General features: G+C 36.3%; 15 protein-coding genes. 9 read left to right on the top strand and 6 right to left on the bottom strand.

The window, feature by feature from the left end; all coding sequences use genetic code 11:
- Positions 1 to 3 precede the first annotated feature (3 nt).
- The 4 genes from C2I06_RS16695 (at position 4) to C2I06_RS16680 (ending at position 2,255) form a co-directional block, all read left to right on the top strand.
- Positions 4 to 831 (top strand): flagellar hook-basal body protein, encoded by an 828-nt coding sequence (locus C2I06_RS16695; RefSeq protein WP_123258485.1) that lies wholly within the window; start codon positions 4 to 6, stop codon positions 829 to 831.
- A gap of 14 nt (positions 832 to 845) precedes the next feature.
- On the top strand, positions 846 to 1,130 hold the full coding sequence (locus C2I06_RS16690; RefSeq protein WP_095329600.1) for a DNA-directed RNA polymerase subunit beta: 285 nt from the start codon (positions 846 to 848) through the stop codon (positions 1,128 to 1,130).
- Between the two features lie 205 nt (positions 1,131 to 1,335).
- Entirely contained in the window at positions 1,336 to 1,773 is a 438-nt protein-coding gene (gene fabZ / locus C2I06_RS16685) for a 3-hydroxyacyl-ACP dehydratase FabZ (protein ID WP_047942697.1), read from the top strand.
- Between the two features lie 176 nt (positions 1,774 to 1,949).
- Positions 1,950 to 2,255, top strand: a complete 306-nt coding sequence (locus C2I06_RS16680; RefSeq protein ID WP_095329601.1) for a hypothetical protein — start codon at positions 1,950 to 1,952, stop codon at positions 2,253 to 2,255.
- A gap of 62 nt (positions 2,256 to 2,317) precedes the next feature.
- Here the strand turns inward: C2I06_RS16680 and C2I06_RS16675 are convergent, their stop codons facing one another.
- The gene (locus tag C2I06_RS16675; protein ID WP_095329604.1) at positions 2,318 to 2,752 is read right to left on the bottom strand and encodes a YwpF family protein; all 435 of its coding nucleotides are present in this window, start codon (positions 2,750 to 2,752) and stop codon (positions 2,318 to 2,320) included.
- 512 nt (positions 2,753 to 3,264) lie between these two features.
- On the opposite strand from C2I06_RS16675, the gene C2I06_RS16670 reads away from it, so the two are divergent.
- Positions 3,265 to 7,059: a S8 family serine peptidase gene (locus tag C2I06_RS16670; RefSeq protein WP_206427976.1), complete on the top strand. Its 3,795-nt coding sequence runs from the start codon at positions 3,265 to 3,267 to the stop codon at positions 7,057 to 7,059.
- 157 nt (positions 7,060 to 7,216) lie between these two features.
- Here C2I06_RS16670 and C2I06_RS16665 read toward each other — a convergent pair whose 3' ends face one another.
- Both C2I06_RS16665 and C2I06_RS16660 read right to left on the bottom strand, forming a co-directional pair.
- Complete coding sequence (locus tag C2I06_RS16665; protein WP_123258484.1) at positions 7,217 to 10,063, bottom strand: DEAD/DEAH box helicase; 2,847 nt, start codon at positions 10,061 to 10,063, stop codon at positions 7,217 to 7,219.
- A complete protein-coding gene (locus C2I06_RS16660) occupies positions 10,050 to 11,663 on the bottom strand; it encodes an SWIM zinc finger family protein (protein ID WP_095329603.1) in 1,614 nt (537 codons plus the stop codon). Before C2I06_RS16660 ends, C2I06_RS16665 begins: the two co-directional genes overlap by 14 nt.
- A gap of 269 nt (positions 11,664 to 11,932) precedes the next feature.
- Between C2I06_RS16660 and C2I06_RS16655 the strand changes: the two genes are divergently transcribed.
- The gene (locus tag C2I06_RS16655) at positions 11,933 to 12,112 is read left to right on the top strand and encodes a hypothetical protein (RefSeq protein ID WP_123258483.1); all 180 of its coding nucleotides are present in this window, start codon (positions 11,933 to 11,935) and stop codon (positions 12,110 to 12,112) included.
- A 178-nt stretch (positions 12,113 to 12,290) separates the two neighbouring features.
- Here C2I06_RS16655 and C2I06_RS16650 read toward each other — a convergent pair whose 3' ends face one another.
- From C2I06_RS16650 to C2I06_RS16640, 3 genes are all read right to left on the bottom strand, one after another.
- Positions 12,291 to 13,619 carry a C40 family peptidase gene (locus C2I06_RS16650; RefSeq protein ID WP_123258482.1) on the bottom strand — a complete coding sequence of 443 codons (1,329 nt, stop codon included), beginning with the start codon at positions 13,617 to 13,619 and terminating at the stop codon, positions 12,291 to 12,293.
- 321 nt (positions 13,620 to 13,940) lie between these two features.
- On the bottom strand, positions 13,941 to 14,813 hold the full coding sequence (locus tag C2I06_RS16645; RefSeq protein WP_095329607.1) for a helix-turn-helix domain-containing protein: 873 nt from the start codon (positions 14,811 to 14,813) through the stop codon (positions 13,941 to 13,943).
- 359 nt (positions 14,814 to 15,172) lie between these two features.
- On the bottom strand, positions 15,173 to 15,556 hold the full coding sequence (locus C2I06_RS16640; protein WP_095329608.1) for a thiol-disulfide oxidoreductase DCC family protein: 384 nt from the start codon (positions 15,554 to 15,556) through the stop codon (positions 15,173 to 15,175).
- Between the two features lie 236 nt (positions 15,557 to 15,792).
- Between C2I06_RS16640 and C2I06_RS16635 the strand changes: the two genes are divergently transcribed.
- The 3 genes from C2I06_RS16635 to C2I06_RS16630 all read left to right on the top strand — a co-directional run bounded on the left by C2I06_RS16635 (position 15,793) and on the right by C2I06_RS16630 (position 19,607).
- Complete coding sequence (locus C2I06_RS16635; protein WP_095329609.1) at positions 15,793 to 17,793, top strand: penicillin-binding transpeptidase domain-containing protein; 2,001 nt, start codon at positions 15,793 to 15,795, stop codon at positions 17,791 to 17,793.
- A gap of 11 nt (positions 17,794 to 17,804) precedes the next feature.
- A complete protein-coding gene (locus C2I06_RS25130; protein WP_164463731.1) occupies positions 17,805 to 17,957 on the top strand; it encodes a hypothetical protein in 153 nt (50 codons plus the stop codon).
- Between the two features lie 234 nt (positions 17,958 to 18,191).
- Positions 18,192 to 19,607: a SpoVR family protein gene (locus C2I06_RS16630; protein WP_123258481.1), complete on the top strand. Its 1,416-nt coding sequence runs from the start codon at positions 18,192 to 18,194 to the stop codon at positions 19,605 to 19,607.
- The last annotated feature ends 26 nt before the right edge of the window (positions 19,608 to 19,633 follow it).

Genomic DNA, 19,633 nt, shown 5'->3' with positions numbered 1-19,633 from the left:
GCTATGAATAGAACGATGATAACGGCTAGTAATACTTTAACACAGCTGCAAAAGCAAATGGATCTTATTAGTAATAATATGGCTAATGTAGATACTACAGGCTATAAAAGACAAAATGGGACGTTTACAGATATGCTTTATCAGCAATTTAATAATCAAAAGGATGAAACACAAGAAGTCAATCGTCAGACGCCAAACGGAATTAGGCAAGGCGTAGGCGCTAAAATGGCTCAAACACAATTAGTGATGACACAAGGAACGATTAAAGCAACTGATCGCGTTTTAGATACAGCACTGACGAAAGAAGGACAATTATACAGAGTATTGGTGCAAGACGGAGGAACTTCCGAAATGCGTTATACGAGAGATGGAGCGATGTATTTATCACCTGTATCTAATAATGAGAACATGCTGGTTACGAAAGAAGGCCATGCTATCCTTGATGAGAATAATAACCCAATTTTATTAAATAATAATGTTAAAGAATATGCTTTTTCACCAACCGGATCTTTAACAGTTAAATTGGATAATGGCGGTCAGGAAACCTTTAATCTTGGCATATCGTATGCTAATAATCCACAAAGCCTTGAAAAAACAGGGGAGAACTTATATCGACTCTCTGACACTGCTGATGAAAATCAAGTGATGGTTGATTTGAATGGCGGCAGAAGAAATGAAATCGCAATGAAACAGAATGCATTAGAACAATCTAATGTGGATATAAGCAAAGAAATGGTCAATCTGATTGCTACACAGCGCTCCTATCAATTTCAGTCCAGATCCATCTCTTTAGCAGATCAGATGATGGGATTAGTGAATGGAATACGTTAAAAAGGAGAAAAGTGATGGCATTAAATAGCAGTAGTCAAGAAATGGTTAAGACAAGAGAACAGGTTAAAGAAGATCAAAAAGAGAAGAATAATCCAGAAGAGAAAACTTCTCCTAAGCAGAAGATTAGAGTTCGTCTGTTTCCTATATGGCTACGTATTGTTGTCATTCTTTTAGTACTGGCTGTAAGTGTTCTAGCTGGAGCCGTTGTCGGTTATAGTGTTATGGGAAACGGAAAAGCAACGGATACCTTTAAAAAAGAAACCTGGACGCATATTGTCAATTTAATAAATGAAGAGTAATTAAGAGAGGAATTTGTAAAAATAATTACAGATTCCTTTTTTGGTGATGTGCTGGAATGATCAAGTTAATGTAATAACTGTTCAGGATGTTAGCTAAAATAATTATTTTGAAAAACATCTTAAAAAAGGAAGGGATATCCCTTCCTTTTTTATAGCTTTTTTTAGTACAATATAATATAACCACATATTAGTAGGAGGTCACAAAATGTTAGATATTAATCAAATTAAAGAAATTATTCCGCATCGATATCCATTTTTATTAGTAGATAGAATTTTAGAAGTGGAAGAAGGTAAAAAAGCTGTAGGAATCAAAAATGTATCGGCAAATGAAGAATATTTTAATGGTCATTTCCCTGAATACCCAGTTATGCCAGGTGTATTAATTGTAGAAGCTTTAGCACAAGTAGGAGCGGTTGCCATGTTGATCAAGGAAGAGAATAAAGGAAGATTAGCTTTCTTTGCTGGAGTGGATAACTGTCGCTTTAAAAAGCAAGTGTTTCCTGGGGATCAGCTGCGATTAGAAGTAGAAATGACGAGATTACGTGGCAACTTTGGAAAGGGAAAATGTGTAGCCACTGTTGACGGAGAAATTGCATGTGAAGCAGAAATTATGTTTGCTCTTGGAGATAAGAAAGAAGCATAAAAAGGTAGAAAGAAGAGGTGTCTGTATAACGAGGAGCTTCTTCTTTTTTTCATTCAAACATTGTTTATTATTGGAATTGAATATTAAGGCGTAATAATTTTCTTTTCTTGGATAACCTAATAACTGACCAAATAATTGGTCATGAATGATACTTATCAAGAAAAGGGGTATAACGAATGACTAAATGGATGAAGTTATTAGGAGTTTCAGCATTATCTGCTATGCTGTTAACTGCTTGTGGTAACAATGATGATAATCAAAGTCCTCCACCGGATGATGATACCACAGTCGAAGATAAAGATCTAGATACGAATGACGTTGTTCCAGACAGAGGTACTGATTTGGATAATGACAACGAATCAGATGTACCAGATGAAAATAGAGATGATGATCTAGATCCAACAAAGGATGATAATGATCCTGGTGAAGACATGATCGAAGATAAAGATGATATGAATGACAAAGACGATTTAGATCGATAAAAAGTCTATTTGTTCAGAATCTCAAGGTTATTTTGGACCTTGAGATTCGTCTATTCTATAACCTACAACTTCTTCTCCAAAAACGTTTGTGGTTTACTTTGCATCAGCTCAGTAAATTTATTCGATAGCTTTTTCCCTTCATAGCCTTCTTCGATTAGATATTGGAGCAATAGCTCTGCATAGTCTTTTCTGTCTCTTTTTAATGTTCCTTCTAATAGAATGCTTGCTTTATCGCCAAAATTTTGGATAGAAAGAATGGTTACTTCAAAAGGAGCGGGATCATTTTCTTTTTTTGAAATAACAGCTTGAACAAGCAACTCTTCCTTCTTCTGAAATGCTTCATCAAGAAAAGCAATAGCAGCTAATTCTGTATAAACTTCAATTAGCCAATGATTAAAATCATCTTCTTTATTTATAATCAATCCATCAATCAATTTAATCGGTATTAGCTTTTCCTTCGTCAGGATCTGTAAGGAAATTAATTTAAACGTTTTCACAATAATCCCTCCCCAGGCAAATTCTTCATTTCTTTTATTATACCTTACCTTCATGAATTATCTAAGCTCTCGAATGCTCTGATTGAAAAATAAGTGAATATAATTTTATTTCGTATAGTACAAAAATATTTTCCCTGCTCCATCTGAAAACAATCTCTTTAAAAATTATATTAATAAAAGTTTGTTCCATATTGTTCACTATTTATTCGACCATTCTTTCTGAAATGAAAGTGTTTTATCATTTTGCTAACATTTCCTTCTTAAAAGTAGCTTCTATTACAGCTGTACCACTATTTTCTATAAGGTGATTATATCCTGAAATTGGCAGAAAAGCAGAATAACGTCAACTCTTGCCGAAAAAAGAATAAAAATGCGATATTAACTGACTAAATTACTAGCATATCAAGCAAGAGACAGTACTTTCGTCCCTTAAAAAATATAAGAATATTATGATATTTTTATATAGTTCGATATATTCCGAAAATAAAGAAGGATTAGAGGGGAGTTTTAACGTGAAACTTAGAAAAGTATTTTTTCTAGTTATTATGCTCTTTATGCTATTTTCCAATAGTGTATTGGCAGCAACTGTACCTGATAAGGAAATAAGTAAAAAAGGAGAAGAAAACAAGCAAAATATCCAAACCATAAAGGCGGACGAGCTAGAGACTGCTTATAAAAAAACCGATACGGTCCGGGTAGTGGTAGAGATGAACACGGAGCCGACGGTGCAATATGCTCAAGCACAGGCAAAGCAAGTAAAAGAATTGCCTAAATCAACAAAAGAAAAATTAAAGAGTGAGAAGTTAGCAGAGCAGAAAACAGTAAAAGAAAAAGTAAAAGCAAAAAAAGTAAAATTTAAGGAATTAGAGAATTTCACCACTATTTTTAATGGTTTTAGTGGAGAAATGAAGTACGGGGATATTGAAAAAATCGAAGAACTTCCAGAGGTAGCAAAAGTACATATTGCCACAGCTTATGAAAGACCAGAAGAAGAAGCAGACATGATATATAGTAAAGAACTTGTACAAGCTCAAGATGCTTGGCGAGATTATGGTTTTAAAGGGGAAGGAATGATTGTTGGTGTAATTGATACCGGCATTGACCCGAATCATAAGGACATGGTGCTTTCTGATGAAACAGAAGAGGAATTAAGCAAAGCAGAAATTGCCCAATTTAAAAAGGAAAATGGGCTGCAAGGCAAATTTTATAGCGAAAAGGTTCCATACGGATATAACTATATGGATGAAAATGATATTATCCAAGATATCGCTGAAGGGGCAAGCATGCATGGGATGCACGTCGCAGGTACTGTTGGCGCAAATGGCGATGAAGACAATAATGGGATTAAAGGAGTTGCGCCAGAGGCACAGCTTTTAGCCTTAAAGGTTTTCGGAAATGATCCAACTGTTTCTACTACTTGGGGAGATATTTATATTAAAGCTATTGATGATGCGATCGTATTAGGTGCAGATGTCCTTAACATGAGTTTAGGATCTCCAGCAGGCTTTGTTGCGGCTGATGCACCAGAGCAGCAAGCTGTAGAGCGTGCTGTGGAAAATGGAATAATGATGTCTATTTCGGCTGGAAACTCCGCCCACTTTGGAAATGGCTTTGCCAATCCATCTAGCTCTAATCCTGATATTGGCGTATCTGGTTCACCAGGTGTCGCCTATGATAGTTTACAAGTTGCGTCTATTGAAAATAGTTTTATAGATATTGATGCACTTTCCTATCAATATGATGGTCAAACGGAACAAGCTGGATTCCTGTCAGCAAGCAGTGTTCATCCGAATTCAGTTGCGGAAAAAACATTTAAAATTGTTTATGCTGGATTAGGAACACCAGAGGAATTAGCCGCAGTTGATGTGAAGGATAACTATGCGCTCATCCAAAGAGGCGAAATCGGCTTCGTGGATAAAGCAATCAATGCACAGAAGGCAGGGGCAGCTGGTGTAATTATTTATAATAATACAGATGGCTTTGTTAGCATGGCAACAGATGCAAGCATTAAGATTCCTCAACTATTCTTATTAAAAACAGATGGGGATAAATTAGCAGCAGCTCTTCAAAGTGGTGAAAATATCTCGATTACATTTGATGGCAAAAAAATAACTTCCGCTAATCCAGAAGCAGGAAAAATGAGTAGCTTTTCCTCATGGGGCCTAACGAATAACTTAGATTTTAAACCAGAAATCACAGCGCCAGGCGGCCAAATCTATTCTACTTTAGAAAATAATCAATATGGGATGAAGAGTGGAACGTCGATGGCAGCCCCACATGTTTCAGGAGGTTCTGCCCTCGTATTAGAACGTGTAGATAATGAATTCGATGTATCAGGCTTTGATCGAGTAAACATTGCCAAAAATCTTTTAATGAACACTGCTAAACCGGTGACAGATATTGGAACAGTAAACAGTGCATTTGACTGGGAAGTACCATATTCTCCACGCCGTCAAGGAGCTGGATTAATGCAGCTGCATGCAGCGTTACAATCACCTGTAATTGTAACGGAGAAGAAGACGAAAGAAGGGAAAGTAGCCTTAAAAGAAGTAGGAAACACCTTTACTTTTACTCTAGAAGCGAAAAATTATAGTGATAAGAAGGTTAAGTATGATGTGGCTGCAAATATTCAAACAGACTTTGCGGCTTACGGAGAGCTAGGCTATACTGCTGACCTATTAGAAGCACAGAAGATTTTGGATGCAAAGATAAAAGTAAATGATAAGGATGAAACAACGATCAGCATTCCTGCTAATAAAAGCAAAAAAATTAAAGTATCTGTTGATTTAACAAATGCAAAAGTAATTGATCCTTCTCAAACAGGCAGTTGGGAAACGCCTGTAGCGATTGATCGCGTATTTGAAAACGGCTATTTTGTGGAAGGGTATGTAACATTAACAGATCCACAGGAAAAAAATGCAACATTAACCGTGCCATATGTTGGCTTTAAAGGTGACTGGAACAAAGCCCCAATTTTAGATGGGATGAAATATGATGAAACATCTTTCTATGGTATGGCTGGAGCGGTGACAAAAGAAGGAGAAGACTTCCTATACCTTGGATATGATCCGATTACAAGTAAGTTTATAAAAGAAGGAATTGCTATTTCTCCAAATAATGATGGAGTCCAAGAAGAAATTATTCCGATTCTATCATTTTTAAGAAATGCAAAGAAAGTTCAATTCTCCATTGTTGATAGTAAGGGAAAAACCGTAAGAACATTACGTACACAAGAAGAAATTAGAAAGAATTTCTATGATGGCGGCAAAGGAACAAAATATGTTCTTGATTCCAATTGGGCTTGGGATGGAAAAGTGAATGGAAAGCTAGTGGAAGGGCAATATTTCTACCGCGTTAGTGCAACTCTTGACTATAAAGGTGCAAAGCCACAGATAGTAGATATTCCAGTTATTGTTGATACAGTAAGTCCAACAGTTGAAGTGGATTTAGCAGAAGGTAATAAAGTATTGGAAATTGCTGCATCTGATGATGAAAATGGCTCTGGCATCTCTTATTTAGATATTTTAGTAGATGGAAAATCGGTTGTAACTACTCCAGTCAGCGGTGAAACAACTGAATTTACTTTGCCGAATGAAGTAAAAACAGGTACATCTGTAACAGTTGTTGCATATGATTATGCTGGCAATAAACAGGAAGCAAATGTGGTTGCAGAAGAAGAGAAGAAGGATACAACAATTCCTGTAATCTCTTTAACGACTCCAGAAGCTTTAGAGGTGTATGGAGAAAAGGAAGTAGCGTTTAGTGGAACAATCAAGGATGATTCGGACCTTAAAGAATTTACGATTGGCGGACAAAAAGTAGATGCTGATTATAATAAGGAGAAAGAAGAATATACCTTTAATACAGTTATTCCTTATGAAAATGGCGTGCATTCTGTTGAAATCAAAGCAACAGACAGTGCTGATAATACAGCAGTCTTTAAACGAAGCTTTATCGTTGATGCAGAGGCGCCCGTCATCTCTTTCAAAGGGCTTTCTGGCAATCGAATTGTAAATAGCAATGGCAAAAATCCAACTGTGCATGTAACAGTAAAGGATAATTTTGATGATATTCAATTAGCTCTAAATGGAAGTGAGCTTTACTATCAGACATTTAAAGAGCCGTATGCTATGAGAAGTCTAGAAAAAACAGTCAAGAAAGTGGAATTAGACTTAGAAAATGGCTTAAATGAATTTGAATTCACAGCAACCGATTTAGCTGGCCATAAAACAACGAAAACTGTTTATTTCTATAAGATGACTAAACAAGAAAAACGAAAAGATATTAAAGTTCCAGAGGATAAATAAACAAACAGATCTATAAAAGAAGACGAGTAACGGGTTGGGACATAAATAGTTCAATCAAAGATAAACCCCGCCAAGGATACCGAGTAAATTGTATCCTTGGTGGGGTTTTTATTCATGTCTTCTGTCATTATCCATTTGGTTGTGCTCTGCTTGCACCCTATAAGGCTGCTGGGTTTTCATTCAATGACACCAAATCCTTTAATTCATCTGTTGTTAACTCTGTCATCCAATTTTCGTTTTGGATAATTTGGTCATTTAGTGATTGTTTCTTTTCCAGCATCGCATCAATTTTTTCCTCTAATGTTCCTGTACAAATAAGCTTATGAACATGAACAAAACGAGTCTGGCCAATGCGGTATGCACGATCTGTCGCCTGATTTTCTACAGCAGGATTCCACCAGCGATCATAATGAATAACATGGTTGGCAGCTGTTAAATTTAATCCTGTTCCCCCAGCTTTTAAGGAAAGGAGGAAAATCGGAAATTCTCCAGCTTGAAATTGCTCAATTAAGCGATCACGTTGTTGCTTGGACATACTACCATTTAAGAATGGAACGTCGATGCTGAACTTTTTCTTCATCATTTCCTGAATCATATGTCCCATTTCAATATATTGTGTGAAAATAAGGCAGCTTTCACCTCTCTCTAAAATGGTATCGGTCAGTTCTGCCAATTTCTCCATTTTTACTGATCGATCAATTAGGCTAGTAGGTGCTTGCTCTTTTAAATAAAGGGCAGGATGATTGCAGAGCTGCTTCAATTTGCTTAACATCTGCAAGACAAGGCCTTTCCGCTCAAATCCAGAGAGCTGCTCAATTTGGACAAATGTATCGGTAACTAATTGTTCATACAAGGCAGCCTGCTCCGTTGTTAAAGGACAATATTCCTTTTGCTCCAGTTTATCAGGGAGATTTAAGGCCACCTCTTCATCCTTTTTCGTTCTTCTTAACAAGAATGGACGAATAAGTGTCTGCAATTGCTGGATTTGTTCGGTTTTATTTTCCTTTTCAATCGGAATGACAAAGCGCTTTTGAAATTGTCCGAGACTACCTAAATAACCGTGATTGGTAAAATCAAAAATAGACCAAAGCTCATTGAGACGATTTTCCATCGGTGTTCCAGAGAGTGCAATATAATGTGCTCCCTTTAATTTTCTCACAGCTCTTGATTGCTTTGTCTGCGCATTCTTGATATTTTGTGCTTCATCAATTGCAATGGTACTCCATGTGAGCTCTTCGAAGTTTTGCTTATCGATATGTGTTAATCCATAAGAGGTTAAGACTACATCTGATTCGTGTGCTCTTTTAGAAAAGGCCTCATCCTTTAAGCGATTAGCTCCATAATGGAGATATACATTTAAATCAGGTGCGAATCGCTCTAACTCTTTTTGCCAGTTGCCGAGGACAGAAGTAGGACAAATGATAAGAGCAGGAGTCGTTAGTTCCGCTTCTATTTCTTTCACTTTTAATAAATAAGAAATAAGCTGAACTGTTTTTCCTAGTCCCATATCGTCTGCTAAAATGGCGCCAAAACCATACTTTCTTAAGAAGAGAAGCCAGCTCATTCCAAGTACTTGATATGCACGCAAATCGCCTAAAAAGCTGTGCGGAACGTCTTCTAATGGTAGATTCTTTACTTCTTTTAATTGATGAATCATCGTTCGCCATTGTCTATTTAGTTCGATTTGGATTTTGGCAAATGTTTTCGGATTCTCTAGCTCATCATTCTGCTGTTCTTCTGCTTGCATTAACTCTTGTTCAATAATATCGCGGACATGTAAACCTTCTTTTTCAGCTTTTTTCATTAAATCTTGAATTTGGCGAATAAAAGCAGGATCTAATTTAATCCAACGGCCTTTAATAAAGACAAGGCGGCGTTTTTCCTCCACTAATTTATTGAATTCATCTTCAGAGAGGGTGACGCCATTCATAGAAAAGCGCCAATTATAGTCCAGCATTGCCTGCAGGCCGACAAAGGATGGACGATGACTTGCACTCGAAACCTTTGCTTTCACTTTCAAATTGGCTGACTTCATTGCTTGCCACCAAGAAGGAAGAAGAATATCCACTCCAAGGGCAAGGAATGTTTCACTAGCTTCTGATAAGAAAAGCCAAGCTTCTTCTTCTGTTAATTGATTGGTTATCCCGCTTTTTCCTTTTAACCATGGGAAAAGCAGGATCCAGCGCTGTTGTTCCTCCTCTATATAGGAGGTATAGTTTAACCACTTCTTCGGCATATTACTTTCATCATGTATATCCACAACGAGATCAGGATTTTCCTTTGAACGTAAAAATAAGTCCAAATCCCAAGTTGTATCGATTTCAGTTGGTTCTTCCAGACGGATTCCTAATGTGAATGGATAGTCTGTTTCTTTTAACCCCATCCATTCCTGCCATTTATCTTCAGTGAAATAAGCAGCCAGCTGCTCGGATGGAATATTTGCATTCTTTAATGTTTGGATTTGTTCATGGAAATTTTGTTTTGTCTCTTGATGGTCTTCTAAATAATGATTGAGCGAATGCTGGAACCACTGCTGGATAAAATCTCTATTTGTTTGACCTGCCAACTCATCGTGAAGTTCCATTTCCCAAAAGCTCGGATCGAATTCGTCCATGACACGATTGGGAAGGGACCATTGGAAATTCCCAGCCTCCCATTGGCTGAAATCCGGTATCCATTCTTTATGTTTAATAGCTTCCAAAATACTTGGAGCAGCAGCCAGACAAACCTGTGCAGTATCATTCCAATCCCAATCTACATAACGATTGAACCCTTCAGTAGCAAGCAAAGTCACCAACTGCCAGCCACTTAATAATACGCCTTCTATTTCATCAATTGTTACAGTATCTAGGATAGTTCCATAATAGCTCTCTTGATGCTGCTGAAAAAGAAGTTTTTTCCAATAATTAGGATATAGATAACGATTCTCTATTTCTCCTGTTAAAAAAAATCCTCTATTGTCATAGTAATGAACATTTATTTTTAGATAGTTAGTTTTCAGCATGGATTAACTTTCCCTTTCTACATTCTTCATGAAAGGCTCTTAATCGTTTCGTACGTTCTAAGATAACCAATAAGAATTGCTCGAATTCGGTTTGTTTTTTCAGCTTTTTATAAAGGGTACGCAGTTTTTTTAATTGGCGGACAGCGATTCGATAATGCTCTCTATTTTTCCCTTCGATATGTTCTTGAATCGAACGATGATATAAGGAAAGCAATAATGATTGATCATATTCCTGCAGCGTTTTTATTTGTTCTTTGTGAAGATGATCTAGTCCATATCCCATCATGGTAAACAGATCCATCCATTTATCAAATTGTTTCTTCTCATACAGAAAATCCTCGTATTTGCGGTAGCTATATGGAAGTGTATGAATATAGGCTTTTTCAAGCAAGTCTTCTTTATTCATAGCTAGGCAGTAAGGAAGAATTGCTCGGATTGCCATCTGTGTAAATTCGTAACAATAATCGTCATCATCATCTGTACATATATAATTTTTCAGCTCTTGAATAAATGCTGGTATATATAAATCCATTCTTTTCCAAGATTTGCGACTCGATAAATAATCAATCCAATAAAGCATGTACGAGGTCACTTGTGTATCGAGTGATTGAATGATTTTAAGGGCATTCTCATCCTTTTGAAGTAGGATTTCAAGATGAATGATGGCAATTTTTTCGGAAAAGCTTGGCTTGGTGCTCGCTGATAATTGTGCCAATTCATCCTGTCTCCATCTTTTCGTGGCAAAAAGATCTGTCCACATTAAGCGATAAAGCTGAATACATTCAAATGCTAATATTGGCTGGATGGTAAGAATGGTTCTAATATCACCCTTTAGACTAATTAAAAAATTATCAAACGCAAATGGAAAGGTAAAGTTCGATAATTTATAGAGGTTATCCTCGATGCTATTCATTAAATCATGAAAAAGATGTCGATAATAGCGATTGATTGTTTGTGTATTATGATCTAATTTTTTACTAAGTATTAATAATTGCTTGAAAGTAAATACATGGGCGATGACTAAATACAGGAGCTTCCACTCTGTTTGGAGAGGAGTAGCTGCTTTTATTTTTCGTATATAAATATAATACGTTTCTGCAATCATATATGGTTTAGTATGATTCGTCTCTATAAGGGATTGAAAGCTCTTTTCAAATGTTTCAATCCAATCTGTATAATTTGGCTCTTTGTCTTCTTTTTCCTTCAGTAAATCACTTGCTCGCATAATACCGAGATTTTTCAACATTTCTGCATTCTCAATGGGTTTACGCCAATTTTCCAACCAAGTGGACACTTTCCCAACTTGTGCGAGTAAATAGAAAAATAGAGCGAGCTGATGGCGACAAAATCCTTCAGCGTGACAAGTACAAGAGCTCTGTTGAACATAATCCAAATCTAAAGTGGCCCTTACAGGCGTCACATCTTGGATCATTCCCGTCACCAATTCATTGGAGAACTTGACCTGATAGACAAAGCTTTGTCTGTACAGAAGAAGTCCCTTTTCCACAATTTTTTTCATTTGGGGATCATTTGCATCCAATAAATCCATTAAGTTTTCTGCACAAAAATTCACTGGCTCCAAATACTTTTCTAGAAGCATAATGTATCCCTCCCATATTGGTAAATCGATTAATTTTGCTTAAAGATGTGCTCTAAAATGTAGAGGCACCAAAAAAGTCCATTCTTTAATTATAACGCTTTTTGAATGGAGATGGTAGGGGACAGAAGAAGAGAAGTAAGAGAGCGCAATTGGATTACTAGTTTTGAAGTAATGAATATAGGGAATGAAGAGAAAATATAGGCAGTTTGGTAAAAGTTTGGCGTAGAATGGTGCGAAATTGCAAATGTATTAGCAAAATGGAAGAATAATTGTGCCAAGGTAAGGGGTTATCAGCCAAACTGGGGAGGAAATCAGCCAAAGAAAGGGATATATCAGCCAAACCGGGGAGGAAATCAGCCAAAGTAGAGGATATATCAGCCAAACTGGGGAGGAAATCAGCCAAAGTAGAGATATATCAGCCAAACCGGGGAGGAAATCAGCCAAAGTAGAGGATATATCAGCCAAACCGGGGAGGGAATCAGCCAAAGTAGAGATATATCAGCCAAACTGGGGAGGAAATCAGCCAAAGTAGAGGATATATCAGCCAAACTGGGGAGGAAATGAACTAACCCGAAAGCAAACAAAAAGACTGCCTGCTAAATAGACAGTCCTTTCTACTATTATCTTTTAATATAAACGTTTGAAACTATCAAAATGCTCTTTATAGTATGAGTTATCTAAACTTGTAACACGAACGCCGCTTGAGTCCGCGTGAATAAATTCATTGTTGCCAATATAAATACCCAAGTGAGAGATACCTTGTTTGTAGGTATTTTTAAAATAGACAATATCTCCAACAGCTGGCACATCTACATAATAGCTGCGGTCATAGTAGCCTTCAGCAGAATAACGTCCAATAGATTTACCGCTTTGATTTAACACATAGTAAACAAATCCGCTGCAATCAAACCCTGCAGTAGTTGAGCCTGCCCAAACATATGGAATGCCAACTAAACTTTTAGAGACAGAAACGACTTTGGAAGCATAGGATTGTCCATTGTTTCCGTTAGAAATAAGGGTCGGTTTACTGGAAGAAGAATTAGAATTACCAGTGTTAGTTACTTTTTCAGAGGCAGTAACCTTCAATTTTTGTCCTGGGAAAATCAAATCAGATTTTAGATTATTTAATTGCTGTAGTTGGCTTACAGACATTTTATACGAAGAGGCAATTTTACTTAAACTATCTCCGCTTACAACCGTATAAGTTCCTGTAGAAGCTGCCGTATTTTCTTTTACAGCTGTATTGCTGTTATTTCCAGAATTACTAGATGGGTTGGAATTAGAATTTCCAGTGTCAGTTGCCTTTTCAGAGGCAGTAACCTTCAACTTTTGTCCTGGGAAAATCAAATCAGATTTTAGGTTATTTAATTGCTTTAGTTGGCTTACAGACATTTTATACGAAGAGGCAATTTTACTTAAACTATCTCCGCTTTTAATCGTATAAGTTCCTGTAGAAGCAGTTGTAGTTTCCTTTACAGCTGTGTTGCTGTTACTGCTAGAACTTCCAGAATTACTAGATGGGTTGGAATTAGAATTACCAGGTTTGGAAACATATAAAATATCACCAGGATAAATAAGCGAAGAGGATAGATTGTTCCATTGCTGTAACTCTCCTAAAGATATAGAATGCTTATTTGCTATTTTAATAAGAGAATCCCCTGAAACGACTTTATATGTTTTGGCACTTGAGCTTGTCTTTGTAGAAGATTTACTAGCTTTAGTTGTATCGCTGCTAGATTTTGAATCATCGCCAATAGATAATTTTTGATTGATTAAAATAAGGTCTGATGAAAGATTATTTTGCGACTTTATGTCATTAACAGTCGTATTGAATTTCTTCGCAATCTGTCCTAAAGTATCCCCCTTTTTTACTACATAAGTACTAGCGGAGGCGTTCGCTGCGAAAGTGGTTGACAGAATAGCGGTAGTTGCCAATACTGTGACTTTCTTCTTCATTTTTTATCACTCACTCCTAATGATTAAACTATGGTATATCTATCTTACCATAACCTATCAGACTATTGACCTTTTATTTTAATTAAATAGATAGAGTTTTACGAAAATAGGTAATTATTCATAGAATCTTATCGTTAGGACATTAGTTATTGGGAGTGAAAACTAATTTTATAAACAGGTGCAAACTAACTAGGTATATATGCGGGCAGCAGATGGAAAATGATCATATCCGGCTTAAGAAAATAATAGAAAAAAGATGCCTGCAACTATTTCTCGATTCGTAAGAGAGAATAGTTGGAAGACATCTTTATAATACATATATTATGTTTGCCAGCTGCGGATTTTTCCTTCGATATAATCAGTATAACGATGATCTTTTACTAATTGGAAAATCATGAGTGCATCTTGCATATAAGGAATAGCTAGGTCAAAATTCTTTTGTAATTCATAGTTATATCCGATATGATAGTGAAAGTGAGCCAGCAAATAAAGGTTATCCTGTTGGATCGCCCAATCGATACCTTCCTTACAATAGGTAATGGATGCATCGTACCTTGATTGATCTGTTAAGGATTTTGCGATATTAAAATATAATCTGCTTTTAATCGTATCATCCTGTAAATAGGGTAGTTGGTTGATCGCTTTAAAGGCTTGTTCATAAATGGTCAAAGAATCATCAATAAATCCTTCTTCATAGTGGAAGATTCCTTTGCTAATAAAGATTTCTATTTCTCTTTCCGTGAAAACAGTGTCAAAGGTAAGTTTAATTGCTTCATTAATAATCTTTACTGCTCGATTAAAATCACGGTCGATTTCAAATACATAAATCGCCTTATGCCAAAGCAACAATTGATAGTTTTTTTTATGGTGCGTAAATAAAGGATTTTTTTCTTCTGCTTTTACAATCTGTTTTATTGTGTGATAATCAGTATTTCTTCTAGCTGCTTTTAGTTGCCGAAAAGTTTCTTCCACATAATCTAGTCTAGGGGTCGTACCAATATCGAAGAAGTAATTTACGTCTACTCCCAATCGTTTCGATATAAGATAAAGAGTAGAGGACAATGGAAGTACTTCTCCTTTTTCAATCTTGCTTATTTGCGCTTGTGTACAAATATTGTGAGAAAGTTCCTTTTGTGATAGTCCCATTTGCTTTCGTAATTCCTTGATTTTTTCCCCAACCGCTGAAAAATCCAATCGCTTCACTCCTACATAGAAAAGCTCACCTTTTTAAATGATATTCCTAAAGTTATATTTTCGAAGGTTTTTTGTGAAAAAACAGTACTAAATGCCTTAAAATGGCGAAATACACTTAAAAATCAAGAATTCATCTATCTTTATAATATGATTTAATTGTTTTTACCGCAATATATTAAGAATATTTTTGCTATTTTTAGAAGTGCCTACCTACGCCTTCTGATTATTCGCATAATAAAACTTAATTGAGCATTTTTAATAGAAATTTTAAGATTTCTATTAAACCCCAATATCTGTTTTACGAGTAGTCCTTTTATCTCCAATTTTCTGCCGTTTTCTGATGAGAAAGCGGTCTTTTTTTATTCGAAAAAACGCTTTTTCATTTCTTCTGTTGGGAGCATACAGGAATCTTGTTTGCCAAACCATTTATAACGATTTCTAGCAATAATTCGATAAAGAGGGTCTCTGATGAATGGCGGGATTACTTTAAAAATAGCTAGAAGCTTCCATCCACCTGTAAGATGGCTGCAAATTTCTAAAGCAGCATCCGATTCTGTATAGTATTTATCATCTTTCAAAAGGATGACACTATCAACCTCAGATAAATGATATTTCTTCAATAGATCTTTGCCCGTTTCGCTCTGTAAGGAAGCAAAGGAAAATTGGTTAACTGGATCTCTTTTAATAATAAACTGCACACTTTTGTTGCATAAATTACAAACTCCATCAAATAACACAATCATCTATATCCCCCCTTAGCCTGTATTTTAGCAAATGATGAAACAAAAGTATGTTAAAAACGATTTGTAACTTTTTCAATTGGTTTTCGTAATAAAGTTATTATTTTGTCAGAAAGGTAATAATATACAGGATGCAGGAAAGAAGAAATAAAAAAAATGACCATTTTGTATGTAATTCTTTTTCCGTTTTTATAAAAAAATGGTACGCTAGTAATAGTAGATTAGAAGGGGAGATAGGAATGAAAAAGAGATGGATGCTTTTACTGATATTTGTATTGATAGCAGTGGTAACAGGATGCAATAAAAATGATCCTACCCCAGATGAACGGCTATCACAATATATAAAACTGTGGAATGATGAAAAATTCAAAGAAATGTATGCTTTCTTATCAACAGAAGCAAAGAAAAATGTTTCGGAAGAAGAATTTGTTTCTAGATACGAAAAAATCTATAAAGATTTAGGTATTAAAGATTTAGAGGTAACATATAAGAAGCCTTCAGAAGACGAAAAATTTGATAAAGTAGAGAAAGCAGAAATTCCATTTTCGGTTAAAATGAACAGCATGGCCGGAGAAATCAGCTTTGATAATAAGGCCAAGCTTGTAAAAGAAGAGCGAGACAAGGATGAGAATTGGTATATTAATTGGGATACTACTTATATTTTTTCTGAGTTAGGTCCTGATGATAAAATTTCAGTCAACACAATACCTGCAGAACGCGGCAGTATTGTTGATAAAAATGAAAATCCGATGGCAATGAATGGAGTTATTTATGAAATTGGACTGGTTCCAGAACAAATGGGAGATAATCCAGATGCAGTCGTAAGTAATCTAGCAAAGCTTTTGGATATTAAAAAAGAAACCATAGAGAAAGCGATCAAGGCTGATTGGGTACAACCGAGCTTTTTTGTACCAATTAAAAAAGTTGCCACAGGAGACCGTGCTTATTTAGATAAACTCTTTAAACTACCTGGTGTGCAGAAGCAGGATACTAAAGGAAGAATTTATCCATTTGGCGAAAGTGCTGCCCATTTAATTGGTTACATTGGCAGCATCACTGCAGAAGAGCTAGAGGAGAATAAAGGGAAGGGCTATTCAAGCAGTGATGTAATTGGAAAAAGAGGCTTAGAGCAAGTGCTGGAAGAACGATTGAAGGGCACGAATGGCGAAGAAATTTCTATTAAAAAAGCCGACGGTAGTACAGTTAGTTTAGCCAAAAAAGATGTAAAGAATGGCGAAAATATAAAGTTAACAATCGATGCAGACTTGCAAAAGAAAATATATGAAAAAATGGATGGCGAAGCAGGTGCAGCTACAGCTATTAATCCGCAAACAGGGGAAACACTAGCGCTAGTCAGCAGTCCCGCATTTGATCCAAACAAGATGATTGTTGGCCTGACAACATCTGACAAAGAAGCATATGAAAATAATAAGCTAGATCCTTTTACCAATCGCTTTAAAAACAAATATGCTCCTGGTTCTGTTATGAAGCCGCTTGTAGCAGCTGCTGCATTAACAGAGGGCGTTATCACTCCTGAACAGGAAAGAAAGATTACCACTAAGAAGTGGCAGAAGGATAAATCTTGGGGCGGTTATTATGTCACAAGAGTGCATACAAGCTCAGAGCCTGTAAATCTCGCAGATGCTTTGATATATAGTGATAACATTTACTTTGCGCAAACAGCACTTGACTTAGGCAAAGATAAATTTGCAGCAGAACTAAAAAAATTCGGGTTTGAAGAACCGTTTAATTATGCTTACCCAATTGAAACATCTACCTATGGTAAATTAGATACGGAGCCGCTTTTAGCAGACTCAGGATATGGCCAAGGGCATGTGGAAATGAGCGTGATTCATCTTGCGACAGCATACACACCATTTGTGAACGGTGGAAATTTAATAACACCTGTATTATTAGATAGTGAAGAGAAGAGTAAGGTTTGGAAAGAAAAAATCATGGATGAATCAGTAGCCAATACCATTTCAGACGACTTACAACAGGTTATTGAAAGTCCTCACGGTACAGCACGTGCCGGAAAAATAAGCGGCAAGACATTCGCAGGAAAAACAGGTACAGCTGAATTAAAAGAAAAGCAAGGCGAAAAAGGAACAGAAAACGGCTGGTATGTTACCTATGATAAAGGCAATAAGAATCTCTTGATTGCAATGATGATGGAAAGCGTACAAGATAAAGGCAGCTCCGGATACGTTGTGAAAAAGGTGAAAGAGATAATAGAATAAGGAGAAAAGGAGTGTTCCGTGGGAATGCTCCTTTTTTTGGAATAAAAGTAGAAAGAGGGACGGTCAAGGGCAAAAGGCGGGATGAAAGCGGGAAAGTAAGAGGAACGACAGCATATAAGCGTACATATGCAGAAGGAAAACTAAAAAACAGTCAGGATAACTGAAAAAGGTGTTCATACCCGTGATGAAAGCCAAAACCAAATTAGTCCAACAAAAACTAGCTTTTATCACCAAGATAAACCACAAAAAACCAGCACTATACTTACTCTAAAACCAATTCCCCAACACCCACACAAGCATTAAATAAAAAGATCTATCCAACTCAATTTTATTCAATTTACTCATGATTCTCTTTTTCTTTTCATACATTAGTTTAAACGGTGAAAGGAGAGAGCGGAATGAATGAGGTAGAACAAAAGGAACTGGAATATGCCATTGAAGAAATCACCGAGATTGCTACTGGATTTGGACTAGACTTTTATCCAATGAGATATGAAATTTGTCCTGCGGATATCATTTATACATTCGGTGCTTACGGAATGCCTACTCGATTTTCCCATTGGAGCTTTGGAAAGCAGTTTCATAAAATGAAATTACATTATGATTTAGGCTTATCCAAAATATATGAATTAGTCATTAACTCAAATCCTTGTTATGCTTTTTTGCTTGATAGTAACTCTTTAATAAATAATAAGCTTATCGTTGCCCATGTTTTGGCACATTGTGATTTCTTTAAAAATAATGTTCGCTTTCAAAATACCAAACGAGAAATGGTTGAAAGTATGGCTGCAACAGCTGATCGGATTCGTCAATATGAAATTAAATACGGGAAGCAGGAAGTGGAAACGTTTTTAGATGCGGTATTGGCCATTGATGAACATATTGATCCAAGCTTAATGAGACCTAAATTAGCCTGGTCTATGGACGATGTAGAGTTTGTAGAGGAAGAGGAGCCAGCAAGTACGCCTTATGATGAATTATGGGGATTAGACGACCGAAATAAACCAAAGAAGCCGAAGAAAAAGGTAGCCAAGAAATTCCCGCCCCAGCCAGAGAAGGATTTATTACTTTTTATTGAAAACTTTAGTAGAGAGCTTACCGACTGGCAAAGGGATATTTTAACGATGATGCGCGAAGAAATGCTTTATTTCTGGCCGCAATTAGAAACAAAGATTATGAATGAAGGCTGGGCATCCTATTGGCATCAGCGGATTGTTCGAGAATTAGATTTAACAAGTGCGGAAGCCATTGAATTTGCGAAGCTGAATGCTGGTGTAGTACAGCCATCTAAAACGGGTATTAATCCCTATTATCTAGGATTAAAGATATTTGAAGATATCGAGGAACGCTATAATAATCCAACAGAAGAAATGAAGCAAAGAGGTGTCAAACCGGGATCAGGACGGGAAAAAATGTTTGAAGTTCGGGAAATAGAATCAGATATTTCGTTTCTGAGAAACTATTTAACCAAAGATCTTGTCATGAGAGAAGATATGTATTTGTTCCAAAAGCAAGGAAGAGATTATAAAATTGTCGATAAGGCATGGGAACAAGTCCGAGATCAATTAGTCAGCATGCGCGTTAATGGGGGCTTTCCATATATTACAGTCAATGATGGTGATTATAATAAAAATGGCGAGTTGTACTTAAAGCATGGCTTCGAGGGAATTGAATTAGACTTGAAATATTTAGAAAAGGTTCTTCCGTATATTCATCAATTATGGGGAAGAGGCGTGCATATGGAGACGGTAGTAGAAGATAAACCGCTTCTTTATAGCTATGATGGAAAAGCGCTGCATCGGAAGTATTTATAGAAAAAATAGACCCACAGTGCTTTATA

The sequence above is a fragment of the Niallia circulans genome (genome assembly GCF_003726095.1).
GTDB lineage: Bacteria > Bacillota > Bacilli > Bacillales > Cytobacillaceae > Niallia > Niallia circulans_A.
Note: the sequence above shows the minus strand (reverse complement) of the source record. Positions and strands in the feature narration are given on the sequence as shown.